We start from the raw sequence: 19433 nt of genomic DNA, 5'->3' as shown, positions 1-19433 counted from the left end.
CACTCAATTAACAATAAGAATCGATTGATGTTCATCTTAACATACCATCATTAAAATCCATCAAATTTATTGTTTGACTTGGTTATCAAAAACAAAACTAAAGCATAATATTTTTTGTTAGATAAAAACCTATATCAAATTTGATAATGAAAAATGGAAAACGAACCTCATCCATGAGGATATTTTTGATTGTTATTTATCCACCTCGTTGTTAATTTAGATTTTATTCTGAATATTTTAGTGGTGAAAATTACTGATTCGCTCTTTTTCCCGGCCTGACTCAATAACATTCATGAACTTTTCATAATATCTAAGTAAGCTATCAATCGTTTTTTCGGAGTATAATTCCGTATTATAGGTAAATTCACATACTGTATTTTGAGATTTTTTGAAAAAAATCATTCCAAGTGACTTGAAAGGCGTTGGGGTAAATTGTACGGGTTCTATGCCTAGATTAGTGAATAATTTGTCATCATGATCATCTATGTTCATGTAATTAAATACAACATTAAACAGTGCATCTCTCATTTTTTCACCAATTGAATCAATGAGTAAGGTCACATGAACATCTGAGTTTTTCATTGCCTCGTAAACAAATTGCCTGACCTGCTGAATAATATCATCTAAGCTCATCTCTTTATTGATAGAGGACTTCACTAACAGTCCATTTAAAAATAAGCCTATGGCTTGCTGGCTTTCATGAGTGGTACGATCAAATATCGGTGAAGTTGTCACCGTTTGTGATACGCCTGAATGCATAAATATACATGCATGGAACAGAGCCATAAATAACATATAAGGTGTGGTATTGTTCAACTCACAATACTTTGATACTGCTTGAGTGACAGAATCAGTAATATTGATATAGCGAATGTTAAAGAGGCCTTTTGAGGTTGCATTATGACTAAAGTCAGGGAAAAAACCATGTTTCTCGCTAATACTCGCAAATTGCTGATTCCAGAAATCAAGTTGTCTTTGGTACTCAGCTGATTTATTACGTCTTTGTAAATCATAGATATAATCTGAATATTGAGTTCCAGCAGGTGGAAGTGTGGTTTTTCCTCCCTGTAAATAAGCTGTATATAATTGAAAAAGTTCTTTCACAAAAACATTTATTGACCATCCATCAAAAATCATATGGTTAATATCAAATAGTAAACCTGTATTTTTTTCTGAAATAGGTAATAAGAATGCTCTAATTAATGGTTTATTAAAAATATCAAAAGGTACTTTATGTTCTTCTTGCCAAAAACGGCTAATTTTCTTGAGTATCTGTTCTTTTTCTATCCCATCTGGTTGCAATTTGACAACCTGTAAATTAACCGTCATATCGTTTTCAGATTTTACGAATATTTGTTCATTTTCCTGATAAAATTTTAATCGCAAAATTTCATGCCGTTTTACAAGTATATTCAGACTTTTTTCCAGAGCATAGTGATCAGGTATTCCATTGATAAGTAAAACAATAGGAATATGAAAACACGTTTCTAATCTTCCTACCTGCCTTAAAGGGAAAAGCATTTTTTGGCCATAAGAGAGCGGTATTTTTCCATCTGGAAATTTTTGTATCGATTCAGAAACAGGTATTTCAGGCTTTTCAGTCTTTTTAATCACATCAGCAACCTGCGCGACGGTTGGATTTGTGAATAATTGATACAGACTGAAATGACTATTCAGCCTACTTTTAATAGATGCAATAATCTTAGTCGCTAAAAGTGAGTGCCCTCCCAGCGCAAAAAAATTATCATAAATACCTATCTGATTAATTTCAAATTGGTTTTGCCATAATAAGCATAGTTCCCTTTCAACTTCATTTCTTGGTGCAACATAATTTTTCTGGCGCAATGTACGGTTATCTGGCTCTGGCAGAGATTTTTTATCTACTTTGTTATTTGGCGTGAGTGGCATTTGCTCCAGCAGGATATAAATGTGGGGAACCATATAATCAGGCAGATGCTGGCTCAGAAAAGATTCAAGTAACCCTGAAAGTTCACTACCTACAGCATCAAATTCAGTACCTCTTTCAGCAATCCATTTACTATTTGGACAAACGTATGCAATCAGCCTCTTATCTTCATTGTCCGCACCGTAAGCGATGACAGCAGCACTGCTTAAGGCGTCATGTCTACTTAATATATTTTCAATTTCACCTAATTCGATGCGATAACCACGAATTTTCACCAGTGAATCAATACGCCCGATAAACTCCAATTGCCCGTCTGATGTCCAACGGACTAAATCACCTGTCCGATAAAGTCTATTTTCTGTATCCGAATTTGCACATGATGAACTGAATGGATCGCGGATAAATTGCTTTTCTGTCATTTCCGGTGAATTCCGGTAACCTCTTGCCAGTTGAACGCCGCCGATATGTAGCTCCCCAATAGCGCTAATTGGCAGCAGATTACCTTCTGGATCAAGAATGCGGGCAATTACGTTAGGTAATGGCTTTCCAATCGTCACTTTGTCATCGTGCAATAATCCTGCGGTTATCATGGAGGAAGTTTCTGTAGCCCCATACGCATTAAACAGTTTTCTACCCGGTTTCCAGCGGATAGCAATTTGTGGAGGAACAGCTTCTCCCCCCAATAGCAAATTGGTGGCAGACTTCCATTTATTGAAATTCAAATGAGGTAATAGCGCCTGCGGTAACATCGCGTGGGTAATCTGATATCTTTCAGCCTCCTCATCCAACAATTCAGGGTTACACTGCTGTGTTTCTGAGAGCAAACACAACGCTGCGCCACAAGAAAAAGCCATCGCCATTTCTGTGGTCATCGCAACAAAACTACAGGAAGCAAACTGCAATACCCGACTGTTTGCATCAATCCCAAATAAGGCCGCCTGCGAGAGTGCCAGATTCACCCAGCCTTTATGTTTTACCATCACCCCTTTCGGCTTGCCGGTAGAGCCTGAAGTATAAATCACATAGGCCAGATGATCTTCTGTCAAAGGGGTTGTGTACTCGGTGATATTTTCGGTTGATTGGTTTTGCAGATGTCCTTGTATGTCCTGCCTATCCAGATAAATCACTTTTTGCTGGCTGACAGGTAATTTTTCTACCAGATGGGTTTCCGTCAGGATGAATGCAACTTTGCTATGTTCCAACATGTACTGAAGGCGGGCTTGCGGATAAGCGGGATCTAACGGTACATACGCGCCGCCCGCTTTAAGAATACCTAACAGTGCAACTATCCCCTGCAATGATCTTGATACACAAAGCGCAACCAATGTATCGGGTTTAATACCCAGCTTAGTCAAATAGTGCGCCAGTTGGTTGGCTTGTTCATTGACAGCCCGGTAACTGAGAGAATTCTTACCAAAAATCAGTGCGGTACTTTCAGGCGTTCTGGCAGCTTGTTCTTCAAACAATTGGTGGAAACAGCACTTTGCTTGATAATGCTTCTGTGGCCCATTCCATTCATGCAGCAAAGTGTGTTTTTCCGCCTCCGATAAAAATGGAATATTAAAAACAGACGGTTCCTGATTTGTCAGGCTAGCATTATCATTCTTTATCAATACGTTAACGATATTAGTAAGTAGAGTTTCGTAATTGGCGATTAATCTTCTGATTGTGACATTTTCAAATAAATCAGTGTCATAACTCCATAAAAGAGAGAGTTCTTTCTTATCTTTTTCATAAACCTGAATGTCTAAATCAAGTCGGGTTTTCAGTTGAAGATACTTTCCGCTCTTAATGTGATGACTCTGTTCCTGTGTGAGATTTTGTTGATGAGTATTGACTGACGTGAAAGCAATTTGAAAAGCTGAGTGGTAATTAATATCCTGATGAGCATATGCATCCAAAATAGTATGGTTATTTTGTTTTAACAATTCACTGAAGGTAGGATTAGTAGATAAATCTGTCCTGATAATCAGTGAATTAACGAAATAACCAATGAAAGAATCAATATCATAACGCTTTTTTCTTGTGGTAAGTGTTCCAATAAGAATGTCTTTTTCATTACTGTAATGACTGAGTAATACTGCAAAAGCAGTTTCCAAAAATGTAAATAAAATGACTTCATGCCGAGTGCATAATTTTTTTATTTTATATGTAAGATTATTTGAAACATGTTGGTGATATATATTTTTTTCGAATTGTTGTTTTTCTGAACGCGAATTACCCAATGAAACCGGATGTAAAGAAGTGGGTTTAATTAATTGATTTTTAGGTGAAATGTAATTATCAGAAAGGGTAATTTCTGGTGATTTTTTTCCATTTGAATAAAGTCCGGACAGTAAATCAATTAATTGTTTCTTGTTATTTTTCCACTCACTCAATAATTCTGATGAAATACTGTCACAGCTGGTTTCGTATTGTAGTTTACCATTTACAACAAACAGATTAATACCATTTTCTAAAGCTTCATTGACGATTTTAATTGCAGTTTTCATAGTTCACCTATAACCATTTTTAGTATTCCCGATTAGAAACGGAAAATTTTCACTACAAGATATAATTAAATCACACCTCCTAAATAGAAAAGGATCTCACCTTCACATGATCAATTAAAAGTCAGAGTATAATTAGAGAGTCATTTTAAGAATTAAAAAAAGAGCCTTGAATGTTCATTCAAGGCTCTTTTTTTAATTTATGGGTATTTATGTTTATAGTGCGCGTAATATTGCATCAACACTTGCTTTTGCGTCACCAAATAACATTTGTGTATTCTCTTTAAAGAACAGTGGATTTTGTACGCCGGCATAGCCGGTATTCATCGAGCGCTTGAAAACAATCGCATTTTGCGCTTTCCAGACTTCCAATACAGGCATTCCCGCAATCGGGCTGTTTGGATCTTCCTGTGCAGCCGGATTAACTGTGTCATTGGCTCCAATAACCAGAACGGTATCCGTTTCAGCAAAATCATCATTGATTTCGTCCATTTCTAAAACGATATCATAAGGTACTTTGGCTTCTGCCAGTAATACATTCATATGACCCGGCAAACGCCCCGCCACTGGATGAATACCAAAACGAACATTGATTCCTTTTTCTCTCAATTTTGCTGTGATGTAATGTACCGGATATTGTGCCTGAGCAACAGCCATACCATACCCTGGTGTAATAATGACTGAAGTAGAATTCCTCAATAGCTCAGCGACCTCTTCTGCGGTTGTTTCACGATATTCTCCCATTTCCTGATCATCGCCCGTTGAGACGCCATCACTACCAAAACCCCCAGCGATAACGCTGATAAAGGAACGGTTCATCGCTTTACACATAATATAAGAAAGGATTGCCCCTGATGAGCCGACTAAAGCACCTGTTACTATCAATAGGTCATTACTCAGCATAAAACCAGCGGCGGCGGCGGCCCAGCCTGAATATGAGTTCAGCATGGAAATCACAACCGGCATATCTGCGCCACCAATGGATGCCACCAGATGCCAGCCAAACACTAAAGCAATCACAGTCATGGCTAGCATGACAAAAACCTGTAAACCTCCACTCTCCGTTTTGATAAAGATAACCATTAGTACAAAAGAGACAATTAAAGCGGCCAGATTAAGTTTATGCCGATGAGGCAGCATTAATGGCTTTGAGGAAATTTTCCCGCGTAATTTACCAAATGCCACAACTGAACCAGTGAAGGTTATTGCACCAATAAAGATCCCAAGGAAAACTTCTGTCAGATGAATGTTTTCCATAATGGCATCAGCAAAAATATCATGGGCAATAAAACTGTTGAAACCTACCAGAACAGCCGCCAGACCAACAAAACTATGTAAGATGGCAACTAGTTCGGGCATTTCCGTCATTTCTACTTTCTTAGCGAGACGAATACCAATAACCGCACCAATAATCATCGCCAGAATAAGCCAGCCCACTTTCCCTGTATCAGGCCCCAAAATAGTTGCTATCAGGGCGATCGCCATTCCGATGATGCCAAAGATATTGCCTCGTCTCGAACTTTCATGACGTGAAAGCCCGGCAAGACTGAAAATAAATAAGATAGCAGCAACAATGTATGCCGCAGTGACTACTCCGTTCGACATAAGTTACCCCTTATCCTTTCCGAAACATTTTCAGCATACGTTGTGTAACAGTGAAGCCACCAAAGATATTGATACTGGCAATCAGCACTGCAATGAAAGAAAAGAAACTGATCCAGCCACCTTCACCTATTTGCAACACAGCTCCGACAACGATGATCCCAGAGATAGCATTGGTAACTGACATAAGTGGAGTATGTAATGAATGGCTGACATTCCAGACAACGTAGTATCCAACCACGCAAGATAGAGCAAATACGGTAAAGTGAGATAAAAACTCTTTTGGCGCAACATTTGCCAGCCAGCCAAAAAGAATCATTGCCAGCGCCAGTAATCCATATTTCATCCACGGAGATTTAGGCTTTTCAACAGGTTTATCTTCTTTCCTGACGGGTTCAGGCTTGGGATGTTGCGCTGAGACCTGAATTGGCGGCGCTGGCCATGTGATCTCTCCTTCTTTAATAACGGTAACGCCACGGATAACAACATCCTCGAAGTCAATAGCAATCTCACCATTTTTCTCTTTGCACAGCAATTTCATCAGGTTAACGAGATTGGTACTGTACAGCTGTGATGACTGAGTAGGTAAACGGCTGGGTAAATCAGTATAACCGATGATCTTGACGCTATTATCTGTCACAACAAGTTTGTCGGCTTCTGTCAGTTCACAGTTTCCGCCATTTTGTGCAGCCAAATCGACAATGACACTACCCGGCTTCATCGATTCAACCATTTCTCTGGTAATCAGTTTGGGTGCTGGCTTACCCGGAATTAATGCTGTTGTAACGATAATATCCACTTCTTTTGCCTGAGCAGAAAAAAGTTCCATCTCCGCCTTGATAAAGGCTTCTGACATTACTTTTGCATAACCGTCTCCACTACCGGCTTCTTCTTTAAAGTTTAATTCAAGAAATTCAGCACCCATGCTTTGCACTTGTTCCTTAACCTCAGGACGAGTATCGAAAGCACGAACCACAGCACCAAGACTACCTGCTGCTCCAATAGCGGCAAGGCCCGCAACACCAGCACCAATGATCATAACTTTAGCGGGGGCTACTTTACCGGCAGCTGTAATTTGCCCAGTAAAAAAACGGCCAAACTCATGAGCAGCTTCAACAATGGCACGATAACCAGCAATATTCGCCATTGAGCTCAAAGCATCCAGTGACTGAGCGCGGGAAATTCTCGGAACCGAATCCATTGCCAGAACGGTAATATTGCGCTCTGATAACTTATCCATTAATTGGGGATTCTGTGCTGGCCAGATAAAACTGAGCAGCGTAGCGCCTTCCTTCATTAAGGAAATTTCGCTCTCTTCCGGCGCGTTGATTTTAAAAATAATATCTGATTGCCAGACTTCATGATTTTCTGCAATCACAGCCCCTGCTTTTTGATAAGCATTGTCATCAAAACTGGCTAAATGCCCTGCTCCTGACTCAACGACTACATTAAATCCCAATTTCAGTAATTGCTCTACAGTTGACGGCGTGGCAGCAACCCGAGCCTCATTGGGGTATCGTTCTTTTGGTACACCAATATGCATAATGTTTCCTTCTCTAAGAATGAAATATTGCTGATTATTACCTGCTGAAGCTAATTTAACGATTCGATTGTTGTTATTACTACTATCAGTAAAACCTATCAATGAGATTTATCAACAAAGCATTAAGTGATAACAAATGAAATAATATCATATTGAAAATACAACTTTGTTGATAATAGTTTTTGTAGAAAGCAAAACAACCCTTAATGTAAGCCATGATGCTTTTTATATAAATCGCTATTTTTATTAAAATTATTAGCGACATCTACCAAAAATAGGTAAGCAGTTATTTAGATAGAATAAATTTTTGCGACAATTAACATTATTACATGCAATAATTGCAGGCTATGTGATAAAGAACAATGTTCAGCACGTTATAAATATTTTAATGCGCAAGGCGAAAGGATTTTTTATGAAGCTGAAAACCACGATCATCGCAACAGCGATGTTCTCCTTAACGACAATTACCACGGCGAATGCAGCGAAAGAATTAACACCAGAGAAAGCTGCTGAGATTAAACCCTTTGAGCGAATTACAGTAACCGGGCGTTTTAATGCAATCTATGAAGCAGCCGATGCAGTTTCCCGTCAGGCTGATAAAAAAGGCGCTGACAGTTTCTATATTCAAAGTCTGGATGATTTTAATGGAAGCGGTAATTTACGTGTTGTTGCTGATCTCTATCATAAGGATGCAGAAAAAGTAGATAAGACGACTCAATATCGTATTTATCGAGGAATTAAAGAACTGCCTAAAACTGAAGCTATTATTCTGGAACCTTTCGATACAGTAACTGTGAGTGGTTATTTCCCGACTGACCCCGATCTGAAAGAAGCTCTCGCCAAAGCAGCTAAAAAGAAAAATGCTGCGTCCTTCTTTATTGCCCGTGATATTGCACCAAACAATGGGGGTAATCAGGTCGTCACTGCTTATGTCTATAAAGAGGATGCACCAAAGCGTCAGGTTCAGTCGAATAAAGCGGTGATCCCGGCTGATTCTGAAGCAGGACGTCAGGCTTTAGAACAAGGCGGAGAAGCTGCTGAAAAAGTAGAAATCCCGGGTGTCGCTTCATCAACATCAACCAGTAATATAGTTGGTCGTTTTTTTGAAACCCAGTCATCAAAAGGTGGGCGTTACACTGTAACTCTACCGAACGGAACCAAAATAGAAGAACTGAATAAAGCCTCTGCCGCCCAAATGGTACCTTTTGACTCCATCACTTTCTCCGGTTATTACACAACTGCGCCTGAAGTATCTTATCAGGTCGCTAAGCGTGCCGCAGAAAAAGGGGCAAAATATTACCATGTTACCCGTGAGTGGCAGTCTAATGGTGGAAACGTTACCATTAGCGCAGATCTGTTTAAATAACAAACTCACCGAAGAAGTATGCATTAACAATGTATACTTCTTTTATTTTCCTCCCCTATTGCTATCACATTTATACATCTACTTTTTGTAATATCTATAAAATTCATTACCTGACTTTTAGTTAAACAATTTCCTAAAATGTTTACCGATTGTTTATTAAAAGTAAAATAAATTCTATCTTATTAATAATGTTTATAATATGAACATTAACCTCCCTTCTGAAATAGTATCCCTGTCACCTTAAAAATTGTTTCTGTTGACCGTATCATTTCCTTACCACTGCGATATGACTGGTAATCCGATGAATATCAAACGCCGGAAAACTATTTATTGTTTATTTCATTAGGAAATGAAAATTTTTATGCATAAATTTTATGTTTTTTTGCATAATTTTCCATTGCATACAGTCCTTTCACTCCGTAAAATCCCCCTGTTTTTAGATTTAACCACTGAATATTTCTGCATTCCATCGCATGGATGCAATAAATGTCCAATATGTGTTCGATATTCAGAATAAGTGTTCTGGCTAATCGTGTTGATTTTATCTGACTTTTAGGAACGTATCTTTGGAAAAAAAATTAAGCCTCACTTCTCTGACCGCATTAGTCTTCAGTTCGATGGTTGGAGCGGGTGTATTCAGCTTGCCACAAAATATGGCAAATGCAGGAAGCCCCGCTGCCTTAATGATAGGTTGGGGGATCACAGGCATAGGCATTCTCTTTTTAGCCATTTCTTTACTTTTATTGTCTCGTTTGCGTCCTGATTTGGATGGTGGAATTTTTACCTATGCCAGAGAAGGTTTTGGTGAATTAGTCGGGTTCTGCTCTGCATGGGGATATTGGTTTTGCGCAATCATTGCTAATGTTTCTTACTTAGTCATTGTCTTTGCTGCATTAAGCTTTTTTACTGACACCGAACATTCCGTAATTTTGGGCGACGGAAATACCTGGCAGGCGTTGATCGGCGAATCTGTTTTACTTTGGTTTGTTCACTGGCTTGTACTCAGAGGTGTACAAACAGCGGCTGGCGTCAATAAATTAGCAACAATGGCCAAACTGTTACCTTTAGGGATATTCATTATTCTGGCCGTTTTTGCCTTTAAAATGGATGTATTTACATTTGATTTTACTGGCATTGAGATGGGAGTTCCTGTCTGGGAACAAGTCAAAAATACCATGCTGATAACCCTATGGGTTTTTATTGGTGTTGAAGGTGCTGTTGTCGTTTCAGGGAGAGCTAAAAGGCGCAAAGATATTGGAATTGCAACCCTGTTGGCTGTGATTTCAGCATTAGGCGTTTATGTGCTGGTTACCCTGCTCTCTCTGGGTCTGATCACCAGACCAGAATTGGCTGCAATACGTAATCCTTCTATGGCAAATCTGATGGTAGGGTTAATTGGCTCAGCAGGCCAATTCATTATTGTTGCGGGTTTAATTGTTTCTGTCTGTGGTGCTTACCTGAGCTGGACAATCATGGCGGCAGAAGTACCTTTCATTGCTTCTTTACATAACTCATTTCCTAAAATATTTAGCAAGCAAAATGACAAAAAAGCACCAGCATCTTCATTGTGGATCACAAATGGTGCTGTTCAGGTTGCTCTGGTTTTAATCTGGTTAAGCGGAAGCGATTACAATACCCTGCTTTCTATCGCATCAGAAATGGTGCTCGTACCTTACTTTTTAGTCGGTGCATTTTTAGCAAAAGTTGCCTTTGAGCGGAGTAACCGTGTCTTACTATTTATTGCCACAGGTGCCTGCATGTATGGCTTATGGCTGCTTTATGCCTCTGGCTTAATGCATTTACTGCTTTCGGTCATCCTATATGCACCAGGATTACTTGTTTTTCTATATGCACGTAAGCAAATGGATGATAGTAGTAGACTGAATAAATTAGAGAAATCTGCAATTGCTGTTCTATTATTGACTACAATTCCTTCTACATGGTTACTGATGCACTAATACTTACAGTATATTTATAAACTGCATCCTTTGTTAAAGATAGGGAGAGAACAACTTCTCTCCCCCTCCAACAATCCTCAAAATCTCTCTTTTTGTTTTTCCGCCACTTCATTTTCAAAAATAAACCTTATTAAGCTTTTTATACTCGATATTGATGAGTGTTGTTTTAGGTTTCTTTTTAAAGTATGTTGTAACTAATTCTGTGGTTAATTGGAGGTAAAATGATCTATTCATAAGTATTTATTCAGTTTCGATGTTATGCTCTTTTTTAAAGTATTCATCATACAAATCATGTCATACCAGTTATTATTAACAGTCAGTTAACTTGAGTTGGTTTGAAGTTTTACTTTTTTGAAAAAAAATAGCTAAAGCGACTGACTAATGTCAAATATCAGGCATTAATGCTAATTTTGAGACTTGCGTCACAAATAAATAATATTTAGTTAAATATATAGGAAAAATATAAAACCACAAAAATAAGCACTTTTATCCTCATATTTATTTTCTGAAATTTCCCGAAATTAATAGTTAATCTTATAAGACAGAATAAAAATACATTCACGATTGAAAAATATTCTATTTTCTGAATTACAATTCTATTTATGGAAAGTTGGCAGATTAATGTTTCGAATATTGTGCTTTGTCGAGTTATTATTTTGATCTTTGGTAATTGATCGCTACTATATGCTTTGCAATATCTGTCGGATAGAGAACTTTGGTATCTTCTTGTACCGTCTTTCAGATATCAACTTAGACTACTCATTTGCTGTATTATATTTGTACGGCTTTAATGTTAATTAAATCAGCTATATCCCTGTTGTATTCATACACCAGGGATGGGATATATTAAAAATGAAAACCAAGTTAATTATTTCATCCTTATTCATTTCTTCTGTATTTATGCCTTTGGCACATGCCGAAGATGGACAAATCCAATTTAAAGGCATAATAACGGCTGATGCATGTAAAATTGACTCCAATTCTCAAAATCAAACTGTAAATATGGGAACAGTCAGTACACAAGCATTAAGTGATGTGAATAGAACTGCTTCAGCAACACGTTTTAGTATCAAATTAGTTGATTGCCCGCAAACAGTTAAGCATGCAAGGGTTAAGTTCGATGGCCCAACTAATGAAGTAAATAAGAATCTTTTGGCTTTAAGCAATGTGGACGGAGCAGCTAACGGTGTTGCCATCGGCATTTATGAAGATGACAATAACACTCTAATTCCTATTGCAACATCTTCAAAATTAAAAGAATTTAAAGGTAACTCAACTGGGTTGGATTTTGTTGCAAAATATGTTGCAACACAAAAAGAAGTTAAACCTGGCTCTGGTAATGCTGTAGCTAATTTTACCATCGATTATAACTAATAATATATAGAACAATAATGCCTAATTAAGAACTATTACCATTCGCTATAACCAGTGAATGGTAATAACGTTCCAATTACATTAATTAATATATAACCATAATAAATAATATTATCGGAGTATCTATTTTGAAATACTTTCGTATTTTGATTTTTATTATCATCTGCACTTTCAGCATTAATACTTCTTTTGCTGGTGTCGTTATTGGTGGCACTCGTGTTGTTTATAACGGTGATAGAAAAGAGACATCAATTTCTATCAATAATCCGGAAACAGATATTTCTTATCTTATTCAATCCTGGATCCAAGGAGAAAATGATGAAACTAAGACACCTTTTATTGTTACTCCCCCACTTTTTAAATTAACAGCCGGAAATGAAACAGTATTACGTATTGTAAAAACCGGAGATAATTTACCAACTGACAGAGAATCTCTATTCTGGCTAAATGTTAAATCTATTCCGGCAACAGTAAAATCTGAAGAAAATCAGTTACAAATCACTGTAAGATCACGCTTTAAATTATTTTACCGCCCTACTCAACTGGCAGAAGACGCTTCCATTGCCTATAAGGCACTGAAATTCAAGGTTGAAGGCAACAAACTGACAGCCGAGAACCCTACACCATACTATATTTCTTTTGCTTATCTTGGCATTGGAAATGCTTCGAAAAACCATGAGATCCAGACAGCCGGTATGCTCCCTCCTTTTGGTCAACAGAGCTGGGATATTCCTATTAAAAATATCAATCATGTTTCCTGGAAAACCATTAATGATTTTGGCGGAATAACACCAGAAGAAAAGCATATTTTTTGAGTATAACTTTCATACAATCTATCAGGACTAGAAAATGATTATGGATAACAGCCGCCATTGTCTTCAATACAATATTTCTGATAATTTGGTGTTATTTTTCAAGCCAATAAAAGCATTCTTATGTATATTGGCAACAATATGGCTTTTACTTTCCGATAAGGTTTACGGTGAAGACTATTTCAATATCAATGCACTGGAAACACTTTCCGGCTTTCCCGAAGATATTGATTTATCAATTTTTATGCAGGACGACCAACAGCCGCCGGGACGCTATTGGGTCGATACTTATCTCAACAGGGAAAAAGTAGATACCGGTAATGTTGAGTTTGTTCTGGTGAATAATAAGTTATCTCCCAAAATTACTCTAAAACAGCTAAAAGAGATGGGAGTCAATATCGATTTATTCCCGGCTTTAGCGGCTTTATCACCAGAGACGGAAATCACGGACCTTAGTCAATATATTGATTCTGCATCATCTTCTTTCGATTTTAACAAACAGCGGCTGGATATCAGTATTCCTCAAGCTGCTCTGCATAACAAAGTAAGAGATTATGTGCCTCCTCATTTATGGCAGCAGGGGCTAACTTCCTTACAAGTTAATTATAGTTATAGTGGTTCTACAAACTGGCTGGATGGTCAATCAGGTTCAAACAGTCATAATTTTCTTAATCTCAGAAGTGGTGCCAACTGGGATGCCTGGCGTTTACGAAATTACGCGACTTACAGTAGCCAGAACAATAAATGGCGAAGCCTGAATACTTATTTACAACGTGATATTCATTCTCTGAAAAGCCAATTGACTTTGGGTGATAGTTATACCCCCTCACCTATTTTTGACGGTTTTCAGTTTCGCGGTATGCAACTGGTCTCAGATGATAATATGCTGCCTGATAGTCTGAGAGGTTTTGCACCAACGATACGGGGGATTGCGCAAAGTAATGCTCAGGTAACGATTAAGCAAAATGGTTACATTATCTACGAAACCTATGTTCCTCCCGGCCCTTTCATTATCAATAATCTGTACCCAACAACTGCCAGTGGAAATTTAGAAGTTATCATTAAAGAAGCTGACGGAAAAGAACATCGTTCTGCACAACCTTTTTCGGCTGTACCTGTGATGCTGCGGGAAAAGAGTCTGCGCCATTCTCTGGCATTCGGAAAATATCGTTCGTCTGCTCAACACAGTAAAACACCTTATTTTGTACAAGGTACAGCCAGTTACGGGCTTTCCAATAATGTCACGCTATACGGTGGAACAATTTTCTCAAAAAATTACCAGTCCGTTGCTTTGGGAACCGGTTACAGTCTCTACGATTGGGGTTCCTTTTCTTTTGATGTAACACATGCCAAATCAGAATTAACTTCAGATATACGTGCTTCCGGGCAATCATATCGGTTTCAATATGCAAAAGATCTTACTCTGACTGGCACCAGTTTAACGATAGCCGGTTATCGTTATTCGACTCACGATTTCTATGATTTCAAAGAAGTTAATGAATTTGATATTACCCGCAATAATCGTTACAACACCAACAAACGCAGTAAACTGCAAATGCATGTCAACCAGTCTTTAGGTGATTTAGGCGGTGTTTATTTATCTGCTTTTCAGCAGGATTACTGGTCGCAGAAAGGCTATGAAAGGAATATCAGTGCCGGTTACAGTAGCAGCTACAATTCTGTCAATTACACACTGAATTACTCCTATAATAGTTTGCCGGGAACGAAGCATAAAGATCAGATTATCTCGCTCAGCGTACAAATTCCTCTTGATCGCTGGCTAAAAAATAGCTGGGCCAGCTATAACCTGACTAATAATAAAAAAGGAGAAACATCTCATCAGGTCAGCTTAAGTGGAACAGCGCTGGAAGATAGCAATCTGGCTTACAGTATTCAGCAAAATTACGATAACCGTAACACAGGTATTGGTGGAAACCTCACTACAGAATATAAAGGTGCTTATGGTCAGGTTGGCGTTGGTTATAACTATAACAGACAATCCAAGCAGTTAAATTACAGCCTCAATGGTGGAATCGTCGCACATCCCTACGGTATCACTTTCTCTCAATCATTGGGGGATACATTGGTGTTAGTCCGAGCCAATGGCGCTAAAGGCATTAAAGTCCAGAATCAGACTGGGATTGCAACTGACCGGAGAGGTTATGCGATTGTTCCTTATGCCAGTAGCTATCGCAAAAATCGGATCTCTTTGGATACCTATTCAATGGGAGACAATGTTGATATCGATATCAGCACACAAACTATTGTTCCTACTCAAGGTGCTCTGACACTGGCCGATTTCCAGACTCGCATTGGTTATCGCGTTTTGCTGAATCTTTCTCACAAAGGAAAAGAAGTTCCATTTGGTGCAACAGCCACATTAGTTCAACAAAATGAGTCAGATGAACCCAGCAGCACCATTGTCAGTAATGATGGGCAGGCCTATATGAGTGGTATACCTGAATCTGGTCAGATATGGGTGAAATGGGGTTATAAAGATACTCAGGAATGCCGGGTTAATTATCAACTTCCAAAAACAATACCAGAATCCGGCCTGTACATGTTAGATGCCACCTGTAAATAACAACTATTGATCATATGTTTGATATTTTTACATATTATGGAAATGAATTATGGTTAAGGGCTTAAAATTATTATTGGCGAGTATATTTATCGTCGGCATCAGCGGCACAATGAGCAGTTTTGCCAATCAGGTCGATTATGGGAATTACACATGCCAATCTTTCCAAGGTGTTCCTCGTGGCACAACACAGGTTTCTTTTGGTTCTAAAATAATTGTTCCAAAGGATCATCCTATCGGAACGACTATTAAAGAAGTCCGTTTGGATCAATTATATGATAAAGGCTATATCGCCTATTGTAACAGTCTGACTCCAACATCCTGGGATCCGCCTGATTTTAACCCTATTCACTATAATTATGATGCAATTTATGACTCTGGTGTGCCCGGAATTGGCATCCGTATCAATAACTGGCCAAACGAACCATATGGGCATGATTGGTTTCCCAGAATATCCTATTACCCGACAACCTGTTATCCCCCTCACGGCTGGCCTCATAGTTACACCTATTACTGTGGCCGTACTTGGGGTTACCTAACGGTACAACTTATCAAAATTGCACCAAATACCGGAACGGGAAAGATTGAGAGCAGGATCCTGACCAGAGCCAGATTAGGGGGTAATCTTGTTCATTCTTTTTATTTAGCTGAGACTGAAATCGTTACACCAACCCCAAGCTGTTCCCTTACTCATAAAACAACTCTCGTTAATATGGGAAAAGTTAGGACAAGTGAATTTCGCGGTATGCATAGCGCCACTCGGACAAAAGACTTCAACTTAGAGCTGGACTGCGATGCAAACGCAAAAACTACTATGAGACTCGATGGACGTCCGGCAAAAAATGGTTATTCTAATATCTGGGCATTGGATCAAGATAGTGACAACGTCACAGCAAGAGGTGTAGGTTTACAAATTATTTTTCTCAATCGATTCTTATCGCAAGGTGAATCCATTGTCCTTCAGCCCAGCGATCAAGTAAGACATTTCTCTCTTGCGATGCAAGCCCGTTATATTCAGACTGAAGCACGGGTAACACCGGGTAAAGCCAATGCAACAGCGACGATTACACTGACTTATCAATAGACTATTTCACTAATCACTACTTTTCATGGTTGCATGAATTAGCATGCAACCCTTTTTATACTCACCTAATCAGTTACTATATATTTTGCTTAGTAAGCCAACTTGCTGAAAATATAAAAATTCACAACTTCTCAATTCCATTTGTATCTGTTGCACACAAACGAATTCGTGCCCATCAGGATCGAGCGCAACAAAAATATAGCCAAAATTCAGTCTGGTAGGTGTTAATGCCATTGAAATATTACGAGATCTGAAAGCGTGATAAAAAGTGTTCACTTCATCTATTGTTATATCACTGAGACACAGCTCAAACCCGCAAAATGTCAACTTAAGCTGAGGTTCAATCTCGGTGCTTTGCTTGTAATTCCAGAATAAAACTACCTTTTAATAAAACCAGCCAATCTCTTTTTTTATTTTACAGGTTTACATGTTCACCATAGTATTCATATTCCTCAATAAATATATTAAAGAATGCAAAAAAACGCCACTGAATGTTAATTGTCCATAAGTAGTTCATCAATGGCGATTAAATAAATATTAACTTAATTTCTTTAGCCAATAAAATGGTTACCTCATTATTTGCTCATGACTCCAATAGTTAGATTTACATATTCTCTATGGCTTTCAAAAGATAGCAAACTGCAAATGAATTAGTGAATTACGGAATAATTTTCCTCTTCAAAAAAATACGCATCCAACTATTTGAAGCATGACCATTTTTATTAATAAACATCCCCGCCGCAAGCAGCGGGGTATTTAGATATGAAATCACCCGCTTCGCATCGTTCAATTCTTATTTGTTCGTCGCAAGCGACGGGGAATTAAACCCTGAGAGATTAAACTAAGGAAAGAAGAATTACTTCCTCCCTCCTTATAACCAACCAACATTTAATTATCACACGTTCCTTTATATACATTGTTATTTAATAGATAACTTTCCTTGCAGTATATTGTCACCAACTAAAACACCTCCTGCATATAATAATGCATCATTTGGTAATAATGCATCTTTATCACTAGTATTTTCTAATATAAAATTATAAACGTTCTGAGACCCAATGTTCTTTTTGTTTACTGAATCAAGTGTAACTTCACCGTTACGTGTATACACAGTGTCCCCCGCTTTTAAATCCTCAGCGCGAATAATTCCACGTTGTGATAATACGGGATGTGTTGGAGTCAATGTAACTATTTGTTCATCATTTTCATGCTTATATTGTAAATCAATGAAGTTATTATCAAAGCCTACAATACGACTTTTTATTCTCAATATTTTACCATCTTTACTTAATAAAATATCACCTCGACGCAGATCTTCAACTTTACGCTTAGAACCATCAGCCATATCAATTTCAGTGCCTTCAATAATACAACCATATTGAATGACGATAGGATTATATTCTAATTTATTAACTGAGGGTTCAACATTAGGTGCGGAACTGAAAGTAAATTCAATCGGGATTTTATTATCAGAATCATTTTCATCCGCTGTCATTATTTTCCCCATAATAATTAATGCATATTCACTATTATTAGCCCAGCAGATATTACCAAAATCCGCGTATCCTTTATCTTTTGAAAAATCCCACTTAAGTGTTCTACCATTACCCTCGATCGTAACATGTTGCAAAAATTTATCCTGACTAATATCACGTAGTTTACATGTTCCCCCGGTATTTATTCCTATTAAAGTAAAATCAATCATTGACTGATCAGGTGTTCCATTATTAGTTACAATAGGCTTTTCGAATGTGACTGATCCAATTACTTCTAGTTGAATGTGAGTTTGATCGTTCGGTTTGCCTGGGGTCATTGGACCATAATCACATTCTTCATGAAAGCCCTGCTCTGGTTCAGGATCGGCCCGATTTAAGCAAATAATAATCGTTGATTTATGGTCTTGCCTTAAGGCTGGATCCTTAGGTTCAGGAGCAATATTCTCCATTTTCATTGGAATATCTGCACTTTTACTCGATGTATGAAAAGGTCCATACGGTATTCCATTTAAATTAAACTGGAATACCGCATTAGCTTGTATAGGAGATTGATCTATATTATTTGGTTGTTCTGGAGTATGACTTTTTGCTTCCGTTGTATTAAATCTCACACCTTTATTCTCAAGACGATTGGAGCCTGAAGCGATCAGTTCATTAGTAGAGCCATCCTCTGTCACTGTATAAACCATCAGCATATCTTGAAAAAATACAGGGACACTGTCATCTGGATAGTGAATTGAATGAGAAACCTCACCAGTAACATACGTGCGATCTGGTTTTGCATACTTAACTACAGGCTTACCTAAATAATGTGAAGGTTTATCATCAAGTTCTGAAAGCTGTATACCCCTCCCACTCATATAAGTGCTTTTTTGCCTTGTTTTGATAGTTTCAATATCACTAAAAAACTCAGGATGACTTTCTTTTGTAATTCCATTCAACTTCAAAATAGAAATATAGGCTTTTTCATTTTCAGGAACTGTAAGATCTATAACATGGAGCTCTCCTTTACTATTTTCATGAGTCTCCTTCAAAAATTTTTTTACATTATCGTGTTCCTGTGACGACAGTTTATTAATGTCAGCAGAAGCATAACAAAATGATGCCGTCACCAATAAAAACAAGAAAGACGTTAAAAATCGCTTAATTATATTCATGGTTTTTTCCTTATAAATTAAATTTAAAAAATAAAACACAAATGTCACAAATAAATAATTTCAAA

The 19433-nt window shown here is 37.9% G+C and carries 10 protein-coding genes; 6 read left to right on the top strand and 4 right to left on the bottom strand.

Annotation, left to right across the window (positions count from 1 at the left end):
- Positions 1-237: 237 nt before the first annotated feature.
- The 3 genes from AACX68_RS19390 to pntA form a co-directional block, all read right to left on the bottom strand.
- Positions 238-4398 carry a non-ribosomal peptide synthetase gene (locus tag AACX68_RS19390; protein WP_228860194.1) on the bottom strand — a complete coding sequence of 1387 codons (4161 nt, stop codon included), beginning with the start codon at positions 4396-4398 and terminating at the stop codon, positions 238-240.
- Between the two features lie 213 nt (positions 4399-4611).
- Positions 4612-6000 (bottom strand): Re/Si-specific NAD(P)(+) transhydrogenase subunit beta, encoded by a 1389-nt coding sequence (gene pntB / locus AACX68_RS19385; protein ID WP_228860193.1) that lies wholly within the window; start codon positions 5998-6000, stop codon positions 4612-4614.
- Positions 6001-6010: 10 nt separating this feature from the next.
- On the bottom strand, positions 6011-7540 hold the full coding sequence (gene pntA, locus AACX68_RS19380) for a Re/Si-specific NAD(P)(+) transhydrogenase subunit alpha (RefSeq protein WP_228860192.1): 1530 nt from the start codon (positions 7538-7540) through the stop codon (positions 6011-6013).
- Positions 7541-7952: 412 nt separating this feature from the next.
- Between pntA and ydgH the strand changes: the two genes are divergently transcribed.
- The 6 genes from ydgH (at position 7953) to AACX68_RS19350 (ending at position 16715) form a co-directional block, all read left to right on the top strand.
- The gene (gene ydgH / locus AACX68_RS19375; RefSeq protein WP_228860191.1) at positions 7953-8906 is read left to right on the top strand and encodes a DUF1471 family protein YdgH; all 954 of its coding nucleotides are present in this window, start codon (positions 7953-7955) and stop codon (positions 8904-8906) included.
- Between the two features lie 566 nt (positions 8907-9472).
- A complete protein-coding gene (locus tag AACX68_RS19370; RefSeq protein ID WP_228860190.1) occupies positions 9473-10864 on the top strand; it encodes a basic amino acid/polyamine antiporter in 1392 nt (463 codons plus the stop codon).
- A gap of 852 nt (positions 10865-11716) precedes the next feature.
- Complete coding sequence (locus tag AACX68_RS19365; RefSeq protein ID WP_228860189.1) at positions 11717-12238, top strand: fimbrial protein; 522 nt, start codon at positions 11717-11719, stop codon at positions 12236-12238.
- 128 nt (positions 12239-12366) lie between these two features.
- Positions 12367-13053, top strand: coding sequence for a fimbrial biogenesis chaperone (locus AACX68_RS19360; RefSeq protein WP_228860188.1), 687 nt, complete (start codon positions 12367-12369; stop codon positions 13051-13053).
- 34 nt (positions 13054-13087) lie between these two features.
- Positions 13088-15634, top strand: a complete 2547-nt coding sequence (locus tag AACX68_RS19355; protein WP_228860187.1) for a fimbria/pilus outer membrane usher protein — start codon at positions 13088-13090, stop codon at positions 15632-15634.
- Positions 15635-15683: 49 nt separating this feature from the next.
- The gene (locus AACX68_RS19350) at positions 15684-16715 is read left to right on the top strand and encodes a fimbrial protein (protein ID WP_228860186.1); all 1032 of its coding nucleotides are present in this window, start codon (positions 15684-15686) and stop codon (positions 16713-16715) included.
- A 919-nt stretch (positions 16716-17634) separates the two neighbouring features.
- Here AACX68_RS19350 and AACX68_RS19345 read toward each other — a convergent pair.
- A complete protein-coding gene (locus tag AACX68_RS19345) occupies positions 17635-19368 on the bottom strand; it encodes a Hint domain-containing protein (protein WP_228860185.1) in 1734 nt (577 codons plus the stop codon).
- Positions 19369-19433 lie beyond the last annotated feature (65 nt).

It is taken from the genome of Xenorhabdus sp. PB61.4, assembly GCF_963894935.1.
Taxonomy (GTDB): domain Bacteria; phylum Pseudomonadota; class Gammaproteobacteria; order Enterobacterales; family Enterobacteriaceae; genus Xenorhabdus; species Xenorhabdus stockiae.
The sequence above is the reverse complement of the archived record's forward strand: the minus strand, read 5'-3'. Positions and strand labels throughout refer to the sequence as shown.